At 64.3% G+C, this 15642-nt stretch carries 15 protein-coding genes and 1 tRNA gene; 11 read left to right on the top strand and 5 right to left on the bottom strand.

Annotated features, from left to right (window positions below):
• Nucleotides 1-18 precede the first annotated feature (18 nt).
• Nucleotides 19-108, top strand: a tRNA-Ser gene (locus BRSPCE3_RS09270).
• Between the two features lie 47 nt (nucleotides 109-155).
• On the opposite strand, the gene BRSPCE3_RS09265 is transcribed toward BRSPCE3_RS09270, so the two are convergent.
• Together BRSPCE3_RS09265 and BRSPCE3_RS09260 are read right to left on the bottom strand one after the other, a co-directional pair.
• A complete protein-coding gene (locus tag BRSPCE3_RS09265; RefSeq protein ID WP_244065486.1) occupies nucleotides 156-440 on the bottom strand; it encodes a hypothetical protein in 285 nt (94 codons plus the stop codon).
• Nucleotides 441-501: 61 nt separating this feature from the next.
• Complete coding sequence (locus tag BRSPCE3_RS09260) at nucleotides 502-1662, bottom strand: calcium-binding protein (RefSeq protein ID WP_244065485.1); 1161 nt, start codon at nucleotides 1660-1662, stop codon at nucleotides 502-504.
• A 420-nt stretch (nucleotides 1663-2082) separates the two neighbouring features.
• Here BRSPCE3_RS09260 and BRSPCE3_RS09255 point away from each other — a divergent pair, with 420 nt between their 5' ends.
• Complete coding sequence (locus BRSPCE3_RS09255; RefSeq protein ID WP_244065484.1) at nucleotides 2083-2514, top strand: low molecular weight phosphatase family protein; 432 nt, start codon at nucleotides 2083-2085, stop codon at nucleotides 2512-2514.
• On the opposite strand, the gene BRSPCE3_RS09250 is transcribed toward BRSPCE3_RS09255, so the two are convergent.
• Entirely contained in the window at nucleotides 2507-2941 is a 435-nt protein-coding gene (locus tag BRSPCE3_RS09250; protein WP_244065483.1) for an NUDIX domain-containing protein, read from the bottom strand. The genes BRSPCE3_RS09255 and BRSPCE3_RS09250 overlap by 8 nt on opposite strands.
• 786 nt (nucleotides 2942-3727) lie before the next feature.
• On the opposite strand from BRSPCE3_RS09250, the gene BRSPCE3_RS09245 reads away from it, so the two are divergent.
• Nucleotides 3728-4660, top strand: a complete 933-nt coding sequence (locus tag BRSPCE3_RS09245; RefSeq protein ID WP_375709878.1) for a septal ring lytic transglycosylase RlpA family protein — start codon at nucleotides 3728-3730, stop codon at nucleotides 4658-4660.
• A 48-nt stretch (nucleotides 4661-4708) separates the two neighbouring features.
• Here BRSPCE3_RS09245 and BRSPCE3_RS09240 read toward each other — a convergent pair whose 3' ends face one another.
• Nucleotides 4709-5641, bottom strand: a complete 933-nt coding sequence (locus tag BRSPCE3_RS09240; protein ID WP_244065481.1) for an alpha/beta fold hydrolase — start codon at nucleotides 5639-5641, stop codon at nucleotides 4709-4711.
• 275 nt (nucleotides 5642-5916) lie between these two features.
• On the opposite strand from BRSPCE3_RS09240, the gene BRSPCE3_RS09235 reads away from it, so the two are divergent.
• The 8 genes from BRSPCE3_RS09235 to BRSPCE3_RS09200 all read left to right on the top strand — a co-directional run bounded on the left by BRSPCE3_RS09235 (nucleotide 5917) and on the right by BRSPCE3_RS09200 (nucleotide 13841).
• Entirely contained in the window at nucleotides 5917-7071 is a 1155-nt protein-coding gene (locus BRSPCE3_RS09235; RefSeq protein ID WP_375709893.1) for a D-alanyl-D-alanine carboxypeptidase family protein, read from the top strand.
• 1 nt (nucleotide 7072) lies between these two features.
• Nucleotides 7073-7759, top strand: a complete 687-nt coding sequence (tmk, locus tag BRSPCE3_RS09230; RefSeq protein ID WP_244065479.1) for a dTMP kinase — start codon at nucleotides 7073-7075, stop codon at nucleotides 7757-7759.
• Nucleotides 7756-8796, top strand: coding sequence for a DNA polymerase III subunit delta' (locus BRSPCE3_RS09225; protein WP_244065478.1), 1041 nt, complete (start codon nucleotides 7756-7758; stop codon nucleotides 8794-8796). Before tmk ends, BRSPCE3_RS09225 begins: the two co-directional genes overlap by 4 nt.
• A gap of 104 nt (nucleotides 8797-8900) precedes the next feature.
• Nucleotides 8901-10874 (top strand): methionine--tRNA ligase, encoded by a 1974-nt coding sequence (gene metG / locus BRSPCE3_RS09220; protein ID WP_244065477.1) that lies wholly within the window; start codon nucleotides 8901-8903, stop codon nucleotides 10872-10874.
• A 14-nt stretch (nucleotides 10875-10888) separates the two neighbouring features.
• Entirely contained in the window at nucleotides 10889-11680 is a 792-nt protein-coding gene (locus BRSPCE3_RS09215; RefSeq protein WP_244065833.1) for a TatD family hydrolase, read from the top strand.
• Entirely contained in the window at nucleotides 11677-12483 is an 807-nt protein-coding gene (locus BRSPCE3_RS09210; protein WP_244065476.1) for an MBL fold metallo-hydrolase, read from the top strand. The genes BRSPCE3_RS09215 and BRSPCE3_RS09210 overlap by 4 nt, the downstream gene beginning before the upstream one ends.
• A 151-nt stretch (nucleotides 12484-12634) precedes the next feature.
• Nucleotides 12635-13393, top strand: coding sequence for a nitroreductase family protein (locus BRSPCE3_RS09205; protein WP_244065475.1), 759 nt, complete (start codon nucleotides 12635-12637; stop codon nucleotides 13391-13393).
• Nucleotides 13374-13841: a MarR family winged helix-turn-helix transcriptional regulator gene (locus tag BRSPCE3_RS09200; RefSeq protein WP_244065474.1), complete on the top strand. Its 468-nt coding sequence runs from the start codon at nucleotides 13374-13376 to the stop codon at nucleotides 13839-13841. The genes BRSPCE3_RS09205 and BRSPCE3_RS09200 overlap by 20 nt, the downstream gene beginning before the upstream one ends.
• A 139-nt stretch (nucleotides 13842-13980) precedes the next feature.
• Here the strand turns inward: BRSPCE3_RS09200 and BRSPCE3_RS09195 are convergent, their stop codons facing one another.
• Nucleotides 13981-15630, bottom strand: coding sequence for an acyl-CoA synthetase (locus BRSPCE3_RS09195; protein ID WP_244065473.1), 1650 nt, complete (start codon nucleotides 15628-15630; stop codon nucleotides 13981-13983).
• Nucleotides 15631-15642 lie beyond the last annotated feature (12 nt).

Raw genomic sequence — 15642 nt, 5'->3', positions numbered from 1 at the left:
GCCTGATCCGATTGATCCGGAAGGGTGGCCGAGTGGTTTAAGGCACCGGTCTTGAAAACCGGCGTGCCCGCAAGGGTACCGTGGGTTCGAATCCCACCCCTTCCGCCAGTACAGCGTACTCCGTTGTTCTCCACTGTTCGGAATCCCCAGTAGAATCAGCGCTTTCGTCGGCGCACTGTATTCTCTCGTTCGCCGCCGTTCCTCATGATCAGGGCGCAGACCGTAGCCAGGGCCCCCAGGTTCGGAGGACGGTTTGAGCGGAGGAACATAGGGCTGGCAAGCTTCAAGCCCTGCATGTGCTCGAGCAGCATGTGCCTGTTGCCGACCGCGGTCCGATCGCGTCGGATATCGTCGCGCTCGGCGTGATAGGCCTGCATGTCCGCGGCGAACTGGCGGGCGACCTTCGGCGGGATCTCGAGCGGCTTTCGGGTGATGGGCATCTTTCGAAATCGCCGTATTCAAACGCCGGGACTCGCCCTTCGAGTCCCGGCGTCTTTTCGTCTAACCCACGATCGCGAAGTTCGATGCGGTGAGCGTGCTAGCCGTAGCCCCGTTAAGCCAAACTGCTGTGTCATCGTCGATCTGTACGACGAAGTACGCGCCATTTTGGTAAGAGTGCGACAACACATCCGCAAACGAGTGCAATCCTGTCTTAAACAGCTCTACGGCATCGGTAGCTGAATTCCAGTCTTGAACAACTGCAACACTGGGCACGTCCTCCGTCTCGAAAACATCCCGGCCACCGCCACCAAAAAAGTAGTTCACGCCTTTGCCGCCGTCGAAAAAGTCGTTACCTGCGCCCCCAAGGAGGACGTCGACACCGAGACCACCGAACAGCGTATCGTCGCCATTGCCGCCATATTCATACGAGTTGCCCGCTGGGCCGAGATTGAGAATTACGTCGTTGCCATCGTCACCGTTTGCGACGGTGTAGCTGGCGCGGTTGTAGAACTCGATTATATCATCGCCGGCGCCGCCGTAGACATTGGCTCCTCCAACCGAAGTAGAGAGGTCGCTGGCCACCACAATCCAGTCGTTGCCGTCGCCACCCTCCAATAGATCGACACCGCTATCGCCGAATATCGTGTCGTTGCCCGCGTCTCCGTAGATCGAGTCATTGCCGTCGCCGCCATAGAGCCAATCGTTGCCGGCACCTCCGAACAACAGATCGTTGCCTGTCCCTCCGTACAGGGTGTCGTTTCCGCCGCCGCCATAAAGACCCGGGCTAACGCTTCCACCTCCAGCAACCGTGATGTTCGATCCTGAGTCGTCTCCCTCTCCGCCGTAGATTAAATCGGCGCCCCAACCGCCGTAGAGGGCATCTCTGCCTTCGTCTCCACTGATTTCTCCCGCGGTCCAAGTCAACGGCGTGAAAGCGGGAGCGACAATATAATCATCGCCCGTACCTCCATACTGAACGTCTTGAGCGGCGATGTTTGGGTTACCCGCCAAAACGTCGTTGCCGCTACCGCCGTACATCGTCGATTGAGGAGACGTGCCACCGTAATATTCCGCAAGCCTGTCGTCGCCTTGTCCGCCGTCAAGATACGTCGCGCCATCGTAGTCCGCGTTGAGAGTGTCATTGCCGCCGCCGCCATACATTGCTGCGCTTGTGGAATCGATATAGTTGTCGTTGCCGTCGCCGCCGTAATAAGTCGCCATAAAACAATTCTCCAAAATCGATTAAACAAATATCCCCTGGCTCGTCCGTGCGTTCCAGGCCGTCCGCCCATCGGACACGTATGCGCCGTCAATTGCAACTTCTCCGCCCACCGGAACAGCCGTATTTTTGCGGGCAATTATGTTTTCCAGTTTCTTGTGAACGGCACCGCATGGCTCGTCATGTCGTGCCAGTTCGCTGTGACGTGCACAGCGCCGGCCGCACCGCTGCAGAGTTGACAGGACACACCTTCCGCCAAATGTGCGGGTGATACGAGCCGCCAAGAGCCCGTGCCCGCGGGGCCATTTGTCCAATACACGGGGCCCATGGGATTTGACGCCGGCTTCGGGCCGAGCGCCGCAAGGCATTCATGCGCGCAATGCCGTTGACCGCGACGGCGGCCATTGGCCATCATCACACCCATGAAGCGTGTCCTGTTCCTGTGCACCGGCAACTACTACCGAAGCCGATATGCAGAAGAGCTATTCAACCATCTCGCAAGAGCCCGACAGCTGGCGTGGCGCGCATTCTCCAGGGGAGCTGCCGAGCGCGGCTCGCCCGACAATGTCGGGCCGATGTCGGTTTTCGCCGACGATCGTCTCCGCGCAGGGGGCATCGCCCCGGAGGGCGCAACCCGCTATCCGCAGCCATGCGTATTGGCCGACTTCACCGACGTCGACCTGGTGATCGCGCTCAAGGAGACCGAGCACCGTCCGCTGATCGAGCGCCGGTTCCCGGAGGTCGCCGACAGGGTGACCTATTGGCACGTCGACGATATCGACGTGGCACATCCTTCGGTCGCGCTCGCGATGCTCGATGATCGCGTCCGCGAGCTGGTATCGTCGCTCAGCTGATCGGTTCGCGCTTCAGGAATATTTCGAGCGCATATTCCGCCGGACGCGCCAGCCTGCCGCTGACGCGTTCAAGCTCGTCCATGGCGACAATCTCAAGACGCCCTTCGGTCACCGTCAACTGATCGATCGGCACGTCTCGCACAAGGAACACCTCGCCGTGCAGGGTGCCGTTTGGCGTCAAATGGTCTGTTCCGGAGTATTTGCCGATCAGCTCGAAGCGCTCCGGCGGCAGATAGTAGCCGATCTCCTCATGGATTTCGCGAACCACGCACTCCAGGAATGACTCGGTCCCTTCGCGCCGGCCGCCAAACAGGCTGATCTTGCCGGGATCGGAGACGTGCGGAAGATCATCGCGCAGCTGCATCAGCAAACGGCCGTCGGTGCTGATGAGCAGCGCCGATGTTCCTTCTCTCACGAGGTTGCTCATCTCGTCACCAGCACGCATCTGCTGGATGTGCGGTCGGCCTTTTGCTGGTTCATGCGGCAGGTGCGGCCGGCCATTTGTTTGCCTGAGAGGCAGGTTGGCGGCCTGAGGGGAGGCGCGGCCCTTGCGCGCGCCTCGAGGACGACGTTCAGCCGAAAGCGAACGCCAGAAGGCTAGAGCACAGCAGCACGAGGCTTGCTGCGGTCAGGGTTAGAAATCCGTCGGAGACCAAATCGTGATTACGCATGACACACCTGCCTTCAACCGATGCTCATCCGAATTGATTAAAGCTTTCCGAACTTTCACTCCTGGAAAGAGGTGACGCGTCTTTCCGCCTTTGACGGACCGTCAGGCCCGGTACCGATAGCCTTCCACGGCATGCGCCAAGAAGATCGCCGCACTCACCAGGCCCATCACCGCTGTAACCGTCTCGATCATCGCAAACTTCCTTTGCGCCCCACGCGGGAGAGAAAACGATTGCAGCCTTGCACAGTCAAAAAGATTCAATTGTTGGAATCCAAGATGCCCCCCGACTGATGACTTGCTGCAACAGTGTGTCTGATCGCGGGACAGGCGAGGGCGCTTTGCGCGGGCCGGGGCCAGTAGAATGACGGAGGAGGCGCAACAGACCATTCACCAAGACGCCACCGCCCGGCGGCTCTCCCCATTTCCGCCGTGTTCCGGTTGCGATATCTTCACCATCCGGTGCGGAGGTGGGCCGCACGGTGACAAATTCGACCCCGACGCCTCGGAGTAGGCGCGGGTCCGGCAGAATGGTACTTGGGGCAGATGGGGATTAGACGGCCAGATTCGATGATCCGGACGGCGCGCGGCGCCGTTGCGGTGGCGACGTGCCTCGTCCTCGCCAATTGCGCCTCCTCCAACAAGTTCGCCAGCCGTGTCGATCCGAAATACGGCGTGTCGTCCAGCCCACGCGTGGTGGCGCTCGGCGATCCCGTGCCGAAGGGCGGCGGCACCTACCGGATCGGCAAGCCCTATGTCGTCGCCGGCCGCACCTATGTGCCGGAAGAGAACGAGAACTATCGCGCCGAGGGCATGGCGTCCTGGTACGGCGATGATTTCCACGGCCGCCTGACCGCCAATGGTGAGGTGTTCGACATGGGCTCGCTGACGGCCGCCCATCCGACCTTGCCGATGCCGAGCTACGCGCGGGTCACCAATCTGAGCAACGGCCGATCGCTCGTCGTGCGCGTCAATGACCGCGGCCCGTATCACGGCAACCGCCTCATAGACGTCTCCAACAAAGCCGCCGAACTGCTTGATTTCAAAGGCAATGGCGTCGCCCGCGTCCGCGTCGAATATGTCGGCCGGGCACCGCTCGAAGGCTCCGACGACCGCCAGCTGATGGCGACCTTGCGCACTGGCACGCCGGCGCCGTCGCCGTCGATGGTCCGTGTCGCCTCGGCCCGGCCGTTCATCCCGGAGATGTCGTCCTCGTCGGGCCGGGTCCGTGGCGATGTCCCGCTCCCCGAAGGGCGGCCCTACAGCCTCGGCAACACCCAGGCCGACTACGCCTCGGCCAATGCGACGTCCGAAATGTCGGCCTCAAGCCGGTCGCACCGTCGCGTCGCCAACAATCAGCGCGAAGTCTCCTACGAGGGCGATCCGCGCTACGCCGCAACCCCGAGCCCGGCGGCGGCCTATGTGCCGATCGACGCGCGCGGCCCCGCCGAAGTCCTCAGCGGGCGCGGGCTCTACTAAACCAAGCCATTGCGAATCGGGCCGTTGCGAATCAAGCCTTTGGCCTGATCATTTCAGAAACGCGATCAGCGCTGCGTTGACCTCATCGGGGCGCTCCTGCTGGATCCAGTGGCCGGCGCCCTCGATGATCAGCTTCTGCTTGAGGTTCGGCAGCACGCGTTCCATGTCCGCAACCCGCTTGGCGCCGATCAGCCCGGTAATCACCGAATCGTTCGAGCCGGCGATGAACAGCGACGGCTGATGGATCTGGGCGTCCTGCCAGGGCGCCGTCAGCTCCCAATTGCGGTCGAGATTGCGGTACCAGTTCAGGCCGCCGCGGAAGCCGGACTGCCGGTAGCCTTCGGCGAACTCGGCGATGTCAGCCTCGGTGATCCAGGCCGGCAGCGGCATGCCAGTCGGCAGCTTGCCGAGGAAGCCCTTGGCCTCGTCGACGAACATCGAGCTCGGATCGGAGACGCCGCGCCCGAGCACCAGCCGCATCGTGTGAGCGACGTCGCGCTCGAACTCGGCTTCAGCCACGCCGGGCGGTTGGAAGTATTGCCAATAGAAGTTGGTAATGCCGCTCTCGCGCAGGGTCTCCAGCGGACGGCCGCGGCCGCGGAACGGCGGCGGCACGCTGAGGCCGGCGACCTTGGTGAAGATATCGGGGCGGAACAGGGCCGCATGCCAGGCGACCGGCGCACCCCAATCGTGACCGACAATCATCGCCTTCTCGCCGAGCGCGGCCACCAGCGCAACCATGTCGCCGACGGTATCGAAGATGGTGTAGGCGCCGACTTCGGCCGGTGCACTGGTCCGGCCGAAACCGCGCATGTCGGGAGCGACGACCCGGAAGCCGGCCGCGGCCAATGCAGCGATCTGGTGCCGCCACGAGTACGACAGTTCCGGCCAGCCATGGCAGAGCACGACCAGCGGGCCTTGCCCGGCCTCGCACACGAACATGTCGATGCCGTTCGCCGAAATGGTGCGGGAGGATGACATTCGCGTTTCCGCCTTGTTTGCCGGTTCTGTTGTCGTTGGCTGGTTCCTTACCGGCAAGGATACGGACGTTCAACCCAGCCGGCAATCCAGCCGGCCGTGCACAAGCGCTGAAACCTCAGTTGTTTGCGGTACTTCCAGCTGTTAGAACGCAGTCTTTCAGGACATCGCCGATGCCAGCCCCGACCGCAGTTCCCCGCACGTTGTCTGCTCGCGCCGGGCGTTGCTGGCGCGGCCTGGTCGCGGCCGCGGTCGCGCTTGCGATCGGCTGCGGCGGGATGGTCTACGCCGCCAACAACAGCGTTCAGGGCGCCAAGAAGGAAGAGGGCGGGTTCGACGGCGATGCGCCGACCGCGATCCTGGTCGAGGCCTCCTCGGGCAGCGTGCTGTTCGAGAAGAACGCCGACGAGCTGCGCGCGCCGTCCAGCATGATGAAGCTGATGACCGCCGAGGTGGTGTTCGACGCCATCAAGAAGGGTGACATCAAGCTCACGGACGAATACCGGATCAGCGAAAACGCCTGGCGCCGGGGCGGCGCGCCGTCCGGCACCTCGACGATGTTCGCAGCGATCAACAGCAAGGTCTCGGTCGATGATCTCCTGCATGGTGCGATCATCCCGAGCGGCAACGACGCCTGCATCGCGCTCGCCGAAGGCATTGCCGGCAACGAGCATACGTTCGCGACCGATTTCATGACCAAGCGCGCCCGCGAGCTCGGCATGACCAAATCGACCTTCGGCAATTCCAACGGGCTGCCGGACCCGGCCAACAAGATGACGGTGCGGGAACTCGCGACGCTGGCGCGCCACATCATCCTGACCTACCCGGACCGCTATAAGCTGTTCGGCGAGAAGGAATTCACCTGGAACAAGATCCGCCAGCAGAATCGCAATCCGCTGCTGAACGCCTTGCCCGGCGCCGACGGGTTGAAGACCGGCTACACCAAGGAGGGCGGCTACGGCATGGTCGGCTCAGCCGTGCAGAACGACACGCGCCTGATCGTCGTGGTCAACGGCCTCGAGGATTCCGAGGACCGCGCCACCGAAGCCAAGAAGATGCTGGAATGGGGGTTCCGCAGCTTCGAGACCCGGCCCCTGATCGCAGCCAATCAGCCGGTCGGCTATGCCCGGGTGTTCGGCGGCGACAGCCGTTCGGTCAAGCTCGTCAGCCCCGATCCGATCAAGGTGATGGTGTCGAAGAACGGCAACGACAAGCTGCTCGCGCGCGTCATCTATGAAGGTCCGGTCAAGGCACCGATCGCCGCCGGCCAGAGGATCGGCGTCGTCAGGGTCTGGCGCGGCGCCAATGTCGCGATGGAAGCGCCGGTGTTCGCGGCGGATGCCGTCGGCACCGGATCGACGATGCGGCGCGCGCTCGACGGCGCCCAGGAGCTCGTCATCGGCATGATCCGCGCCGGGGTCGGGAAGCTCTGACATGGCGGAAGCAGCAGTCCAACGGCCGAGCTTGCGCGGTCGCTTCATCACCTTTGAGGGCGGCGAGGGGTCGGGGAAATCGACCCAGATCCGCAAGCTCGCCGAACGGCTCGATGTCGCCAAGCTGCGTGCGATCGTGACCCGTGAACCCGGCGGCTCGCCGGGCGCGGAGATCATCCGTCACGTCGTGTTGTCGGGGATGGGCAAGCTGCTCGGGCCAGAGGCGGAGACGCTGCTGTTTGCCGCCGCGCGCGACGACCATGTCCGCACCGTGATCCTGCCGGCGCTCAACCAGGGCATCTGGGTGCTGTGCGATCGCTTCTTCGATTCCACGCGCGCCTATCAGGGCCAGCTCGGGCAGGTCTCGCCCGGTCTCGTCAACGCGATGCAGCGCGTCACCATCGGCGATCTCAAACCCGATCTGACCTTCATCCTCGATGTGCCGGTCGAGATCGGCCTGCAGCGCGCCGCCGTGCGCCGCGGCAATGCGACCGCCGATCGTTTCGAGGCCGAGGGCATCAAGTTCCATCAGGATTTGCGCGAGGCCTACCGCCGGATTGCGGCCGAAGACCCGGAGCGCTGCGTGCTGATCGACGCCACGGCGGATCAGGATACGGTCGCGGCCACGATATGGGCCACGCTGCGCGAGCACCTGCGCGCAACGCTCACGGCGGCGAGTCCCGCATGAGCGCGCGCAAGGTCGAACCGGAGAGCCTCGCGCGCCATCCGCGCGAAACCCCCGATCTGTTCGGGCATCGCGAGGCGGAGGCCGCCTTGCTCGATGCCTATCGCAGCGGGCGAATTCCGCACGCCTGGCTGATCGGCGGCGCACAGGGGATCGGCAAGGCGACGCTGGCCTACCGCATGGCGCGCTTCGTGCTGGCGTTCCGCAATCCCAAATCGTCCCAGGTTCAGGCGGCCCCGACGCTGCGCGTCGATCCGTCCGATCCGGTGGCGCGGCAGATCACCGCCGGCGCGCATGGCGGGCTGCTGGTGCTGGAGCGCGGCCTCAACGACCGCGGCGTGATGCGCACCGTGATCACGGTCGACGAGACGCGGGAAACGATCTCGTTCTTCGGCTCGACCGCTGCGGTCGACGGCTGGCGCGTCTGCATCGTCGACACCGTCGACGAGCTCAATCCCAATGCCGCGAACGCACTGCTGAAGATCCTCGAGGAGCCGCCGCAGCAGTCGCTGTTCCTGCTGGTCAGCCACGCGCCGTCACGGGTGCTGCCGACTATCCTGTCCCGCTGCCGCAAATTGCTGCTGCGGCCGCTGGAGACGGATGATGTCGTGCGCGCGGCCGCAGCGGCGACCGACATCGCCTCCGACGATCCGGCGCTGGCGGAAACCGCGGCGGCCTCCGAGGGCAGCGTCGGGCGGGCGCTGGCGCTGCTCGGCGGCGACGCGCTGAAACTGCAGCAGCGCACGGCCGCGCTGCTCGCGACGCTTCCGAACGTCGATCCGCGCGAATTGCACGCGCTGGGCGAAGCGCTCGGCACCAGCGACCGCGTCGCGCTTGCCGCCTTCATCGACGGCATCGATCGCTGGATGAGCGAGCGTATGCGCAGCGGCGACGCCAATGCCAACCTGCCGCGCCTTGCACGGCTGGCAGAGGTATGGGAAAAGATCGTCCGCGCCGCGCGCGATACCGAAGCCTACAATCTGGAGCGCAAGCCGCTGGTTTTCTCGGTGTTTTCGATGCTCGCGGACGCGACCCGATAGACGCCAAGTCTCAAAACAAGCAAGTCTCAAAACACAATCGTCTGCAAACAATCCGTCTGACGACACTCCCGACAATCTCGTTTCGATCTGCAAAGGATTCCGTGGTGGCGACCGCTAAGAAGAAATCGTCGAAGAAGGCCAAGAAGACGAAGAAGGCATCGCCCGCTCGCGCGACCAAGAAAGCCACGGCGAAGTCGCGCGCGACCAAGAAGGCTGGGCGCGTCGCCAAAAAGGCAAAGAAGGCGACCAAGGCCAAGAAGGGCACCAAGAAATCGGCTGCGAAGAAAGTCGCCAAGAAGGTCGTCAAGAAAGCCGTCAAGAAGGCTGTGAAGAAGACGGCCAAGAAGGCTGCCGCGAAGGCCACCAAGGCGCCGCCGAAGAAGGCAGCCGCGGCGGCCGTCGCTCCCGTTGCAAAGAAGCCCGCTGCGCCGAAGCCTCCGGTTGCCGAGAAGGCTCCGAAGCCGGCAGCGGTCCGCGCGCCCAAGCAAGCCAAACCTACAGCGGCTGCGCCCGCGTCCGTCTCAGCATCTGCCGCGGACCGCGGCAACATCTACTACATCACGACGGCGATCGCCTATCCGAACGGTCAGCCGCATATTGGCCACGCCTATGAGGCGATCGCGACCGATGCGCTGGCGCGCTTCCAGCGGCTCGACGGCAAGGATGTGTTCTTCCTGACCGGCACCGACGAGCACGGACAGAAGATGATCCAGACCGCGGCCGGCGAGGGGATGACGCCCTACGACCTCGCGACCCGCAATGCCGCGCGGTTCAAGGAGATGGATGAGCGGCTCAACGTCTCGTTCGACCGCTTCATCCGCACCTCCGAGCCTGCCCACCATAAGTCGGTGCAGGAGATCTGGCGCCGCATGCAGGACAATGGCGACATCTACATCGACGCCTATGCCGGCTGGTATTCGGTGCGCGACGAGGCCTATTACGCCGAGGATGAGACCACGGTCGGCGAGGACAATGTCCGCCGCGGGCCGCAGGGCACGCCGGTCGAATGGGTCGAGGAGAAGAGCTATTTCTTCAAGCTCTCGGCCTACCAAAACAAGCTGCTGCAGCTCTATGAGAGCCAGCCCGATTTCATCGGCCCGGATTCGCGCCGCAACGAGGTGATGAGCTTCGTGCGCGGCGGCCTGAAGGATCTCTCGATCTCGCGCACCACCTTCGACTGGGGCGTCAAGGTCCCTGATGATCCCGAGCACGTGATGTATGTCTGGGTCGACGCACTGACCAACTACATCACCGGCGTCGGCTACCCCGACGAGACCGACAAGCACTGGCGCTACTGGCCGGCCGACGTGCACATCATCGGCAAGGACATCATCCGCTTCCACGCGGTGTACTGGCCGGCCTTCCTGATGTCGGCCGGCATTCCCCTGCAGAGGCGGGTCTATGCCCACGGCTTCCTGTTCAACAGGGGCGAGAAGATGTCGAAGTCGGTCGGCAACGTGGTCGATCCCTTCAATCTGGCCAACCAGTATGGCGTCGACCAGGTGCGCTACTTCTTCCTGCGCGAGGTGCCGTTCGGCCAGGACGGCAATTACAACCACGAGGCCATCGTCGCGCGCATCAATGCCGACCTCGCCAATGATTTCGGCAATCTCGCGCAGCGCTCGCTGTCGATGATCGCCAAGCAGCTCGGCGGCGTGCTGCCGGAGCCCGGCGAATTCAGCGACAGCGACAAGGCGATCCTGACGCAGGCCGACGCCATGCTGGAGACGTCGCGGACCGCGATGGCGACGCAGCAGATCCATCAATGGCTCAACACGGTCTGGGCCGTGGTCGCCGAGGCCAACCGCTATTTTGCCGGCGAGGCGCCGTGGGCGCTGGCGAAGACCGATCCGGCACGCCAGAAGACGGTGCTCTATGTCACCGCGGAGGTGGTGCGCCAGATCGCGATCATGGCGCAGGCCGTGATGCCCGAGTCGTGTGGCAAGATGCTCGACAGCCTCGGCATACCGGCCGATGCGCGCAGCTTCGCTGACGTCGCCGAGCGGATCAAGCCGGGCACGGTGCTGCCGGCGCCGGTCGGCGTATTCCCGCGCTACGTGGAACCGAAGACCGAGTGAGTGGTTCGAAATTCATGCTCGTCGACAGTCACTGCCATCTCGATTTCCCTGATTTCGCCGACGATCTCGACGGGGTCGTCGGGCGCGCCGAAACGGCCGGCGTCAGTCGCATGGTCACGATCTCGACCCGGGTGAAGCGGCTCGGCGGCCTGCTTGCGATCACCGAGCGCTTCCCCGACGTCTACTGCTCGGTCGGTACCCATCCGCATCACGCCGACGAAGAGGACGGCATTCCCGCGAGCGAACTGATCGCGCTGACCAAGCATCCAAAGGTGGTGGCGCTCGGCGAGGCGGGGCTCGATTATTTCTACGAGCACGGCTCGCGCGAGGCGCAGGCGCGTGGTTTTCGCGCGCACATCGCAGCGGCCCGCGAAACGGGGCTGCCGCTCGTCATCCACACCCGCGAGGCCGACGAGGATTGCGGTCGCATCCTGGAGGACGAAGTCGCGAAGGGGCCGTTCAAGGCCGTGCTGCACTGCTATACCGGCGGCCGCGAGCTGGCGATGCAGGCGATCGCGCTCGGGCTGTCGATCTCGTTCACGGGCATCCTGACATTCAAGAAGTCCGAGGCCCTGCGCGCGCTGGCGGCCGAGTTGCCCGCCGACCGCATCATGGTCGAGACCGACGCGCCGTATCTTGCGCCCGGCAAATTCCGCGGCAAGCGCAACGAGCCGTCCTACGTCGTCGAGGTCGCCAAGGTGCTCGCCGAAACCCGCGGCGTCTCGCTCGAGGAGATCTCGCGGCAGACCACCGAAAACTTCTTCCGGCTGTTCTCCAAGGTGCCGGCGCCGAAGGTTGCTGCATGACGCTGACACTGACCATTCTGGGCTGCGGCTCATCCGCCGGCGTGCCGCGCCCGGCGCTCGGCTGGGGCGCCTGCGATCCGAACAATCCGAAAAATCGGCGCCGCCGCTGTTCGATCATGGCCGAGCGCACCATGGAGCACGGAACCACGCGGGTCGTGATCGACACCGCGCCCGACCTGCGCGAGCAGCTGATCGACGCCAATGTCGAGCACATCGACGCGGTGTTCCTGACCCATGAGCACGCCGATCAGACCCACGGCATCGACGATCTGCGTTCGGTGGTGCTGCACCAGCGCCGCCGCATCCCGGTCTACTTCAACCAGTCGACCGCCAAGGACATCATGGCGCGGTTCTCCTATTGCTTCATCTCGCCGGAGGGCAGCGACTATCCGCCGATCCTGACCCGGCATTCGATCGAGGCCGGCGAGAGCCACACGGTGCAGGGGAAGGGCGGCCCGCTGAAGCTCGAGGCCTTCCTGGTCCGGCATGGCAACATCCCCGCGCTCGGCTACCGCATCGGCGACGCCGCCTACTCGCCCGATCTGCACGACATTCCCGAGGAGAGCTGGCCTGCACTTGAGGGCCTCGATCTCTGGATCGTCGATGGCCTGCGCTACGCGCCGCATCCCAGCCATTTCAGCGTTGCCGACGCGCTGTCGTGGATCGAGCGCTTCAAGCCGAAGCGCGCGGTGATCACCAACATGCATTCCGACCTCGACTACGAGGTGCTGCGGCAGAGCCTGCCGGCCGGCGTGATCCCAGCCTATGACGGCATGCGCCTGACGCTCGATCGGGCAGGCTGAGACCTCACATCGCCTGAACAAGCCGACTTGGCGCGCCCATCGCGGGCGTGCGGTTCCGCGCGTCAAAGTGATCGCCCGGCACCGCTGTCAGGCATTGACCTTCCGCGCATTCCGGATATCGTTATGATCATAACAATATCGGAAGGCCTCGATGGCGGAAGCTGTGGCAGTGCGGGACTACACCGACCGCACGCGATATGACGCGCTGATGGACGTCGTGAGGAACCGCCTGACGACCAGGGCATTCGACGCCAGCTACGTGATGCCGCCGGAGCATTACGACATGATCCTGGAGGCGGCGCGGCATGCGCCGTCGGGCGCCAATGCGCAGCCCTGGCACTTCATTGCCGTCACCGATCAGGAGCTGAAGAACCGGATCACGGAGTATTTCCGCGAGGAGCAGGTCGCGCGCGCCCGGCTCAAGATGAAGTTTCCGACGCCCGATTATCGGGGCCTCGCATCGGCGCCGGGCTTCATCGTCGTCGCCAGCGACTTCCGCTGGGTCAAGGCGTTTCCCGTGCTCAATGACGGCTCCGAGCTCGACAAGATGTACAAGGAGAATGCCGAGCGGATCCTGCTGCAGAGCGTCGCGGCGGCGACGATGTCGGCGCATCTCGCAGCCGCCGCACTCGGCTATAACGTCTGGTGGGTGACCGCGATCGGGCAGGAGAAGGCCCAACAGGCGATGAAGCCGCTGCTCGGCATTCCCGACGAGTTATCGGTGCTCGACATCATGTGCTTCGGTCCGCCGGCCAAGCCGCCGTACAAGCGCTGGAAGAAGAGCCTTTCCGACATCAGCAACTGGAACAGGTTCGATGCCTCGCACGTCATGACAGAAGCCGAGATCGACGAGTGGGTCGCAACCACCCGCCACAAGGTGATGTACCGCGATGCCGAGAACGTCGACTAAGGCAGCCGCGCCGGTCAGGCGCCTTGCATCGGACTACCGGCTGGAGGACCAGGTCGGCTTCCTGCTGCGGCGAGCCTATCAGCGCGCGTCGTCCAACCTAGTCGATCGGATCGGCTCCTACGATCTGACGGCCCCGCAATACGCGACGCTGGCCCGGCTCTATGAGCGCGGGGCGCTGTCGCAAAATCTGCTCGGCCGTCTCGTGGCGATGGAGCCGGCGAATATCCGCGACGTCGTGCTGCGGCTGAAGAAGCGGCGGCTGGTCGCAACGCGGCGCGACCCGACCGACAAGCGGCTGATCCTGATCGACCTGACCGTGGCCGGCACCGCGCTGGTCGAGCAGTTGATCCCGATCGAACTCGCATGCACCGCGAGGACGCTGGCGCCGCTCAAGGCCGACGAGAGGCGAGTGCTGTACGATCTGCTCGGCCGCCTCGCTGAGGGCTGAGCCATCGCCACATCCTCGCTGTCGTCCCGGGCTTGACCCGGGACCCATAACCACGAATGCCAGTTGTGTTGCAACGCTGGGCCACATCGCACTCTAACAACGAAACCCGCCGGGACGACGGCGGGTATGTGGCACCGTCTCAGGCCGAGATCGCCTTGGCCGATCCGACCTGGTTGCGCAGCAGGAATTTCTGGATCTTGCCCGTGGAGGTCTTCGGGATCACCCCGAACACCACGGATTTCGGCGTCTTGAAGCCCGACATGTGCTCGCGGCAATAGGCGATGATCTCGGCCTCGGTCGCCTTGGCGCCATCCTTCAGCTCGATGAAGGCGCAGGGCACTTCGCCCCATTTCGGATCGGGCTTGGCGACAACGGCCGCAAACAGCACGGCCGGGTGCTTGTAGAGGATGTCCTCGACCTCGACCGAGGAGACGTTCTCGCCGCCGGAGATGATGATGTCCTTGGAGCGGTCCTTGATGATGACGTAGCCATGCTCGTCGAGCACGCCGAGATCGCCGGTGTGAAACCAGCCGCCGGCGAAAGCTTCCTGGGTCGCTTTCTCGTTCTTCAGATAACCCTTCATCACGATGTTGCCGCGGAACATGACCTCGCCGATGGTCTCGCCGTCGCGCGGCACCTCGCGCATGGTCTCGGGATCGAGCACCGTGACGCCTTCCTGCAGCGGATACGAGACGCCCTGGCGCCGCTTGAGCTGCGCGCGCGCATCCGCCGACAGCTCGTCCCAGCCGGGCTGCTCGGCGCAGACGGAGGCGGGGCCGTAGACCTCGGTCAACCCATAGACATGGGTCAGCCTGATGCCGATGCTTTCAGCCCCTTCGAGCACCGCAACCGGCGGCGCAGCGCCCGCGATCAAGCCGACCACGGGCTTGGCCTTGCCGGCCTTCGGCGCATCGGGCGCGTTGATCAGCGTGTTGTAGACGATCGGCGCGCCGCACATGTGGGTGACGCCGTGCTTGGGGATCAGCTCGAAGATCTTCGCCGGATCGACCTTGCGCAGGCAGACATTGACGCCGGCGGTCGCCGCGATCGTCCACGGGAAGCACCAGCCGTTGCAGTGGAACATCGGCAGCGTCCAGAGATAGACCGGATGCTGGCCGAGATTGCCGGCGAGGATGTTGCTGACGGCGTTGAGATAGGCGCCGCGGTGATGCGTCACGACGCCCTTCGGGTTGCCCGTCGTGCCGGACGTATAGCTCAGCGCGATCGCGTCCCATTCGTCGGCCGGCGGCCGCTCGGCGAAAGCCGGATCGCCTGCGGCGACCGCCGCCTCATACTCGATCTCGCCGATCCGCTTGCCGCCGGCGAAAGCGGCATCGTCGACGTCGATCACGAACGGCTTTGCGCCCGTCATCAGGGTCAACGCTTCCGCGATCACGCCGGAGAATTCGGGGTCGACCAGAATAATCTTCGCGCCGCCATGGTCGAGCTGGAACGCAATCGACGCCGCATCGAGCCGGATGTTGAGCGCGTTCAGCACCGCGCCGGTCATCGGCACCGCGAAATGCAGCTCGTTCATCGCCGGGATATTCGGCAGCATCGCCGCGACGGTGTCGCCATCGCCGATGCCGCGGCCCGCGAGATACGACGCGAACCGCCTGCAGCGATCGTAGGTCTGTTTCCAGGTGAAGCTGCGGCCCTCATAGACCGCGCTGATGTGGTCGGGATAGACCGCGGCCGAGCGCGCCAGGAAGCTCAGCGGCGTCAGCGGCACGTAATTGGCTGGCGTCTTGTCCAGCCCGATCGAGTACTGGTTTTGAGCTGCACCCATGGCTTGATCCAA

Origin of the sequence: Bradyrhizobium sp. Ce-3 (assembly GCF_022835695.1) — a bacterium.
Taxonomy (GTDB): domain Bacteria; phylum Pseudomonadota; class Alphaproteobacteria; order Rhizobiales; family Xanthobacteraceae; genus Bradyrhizobium.
The sequence above is the reverse complement of the archived record's forward strand: the minus strand, read 5'-3'. Positions and strand labels throughout refer to the sequence as shown.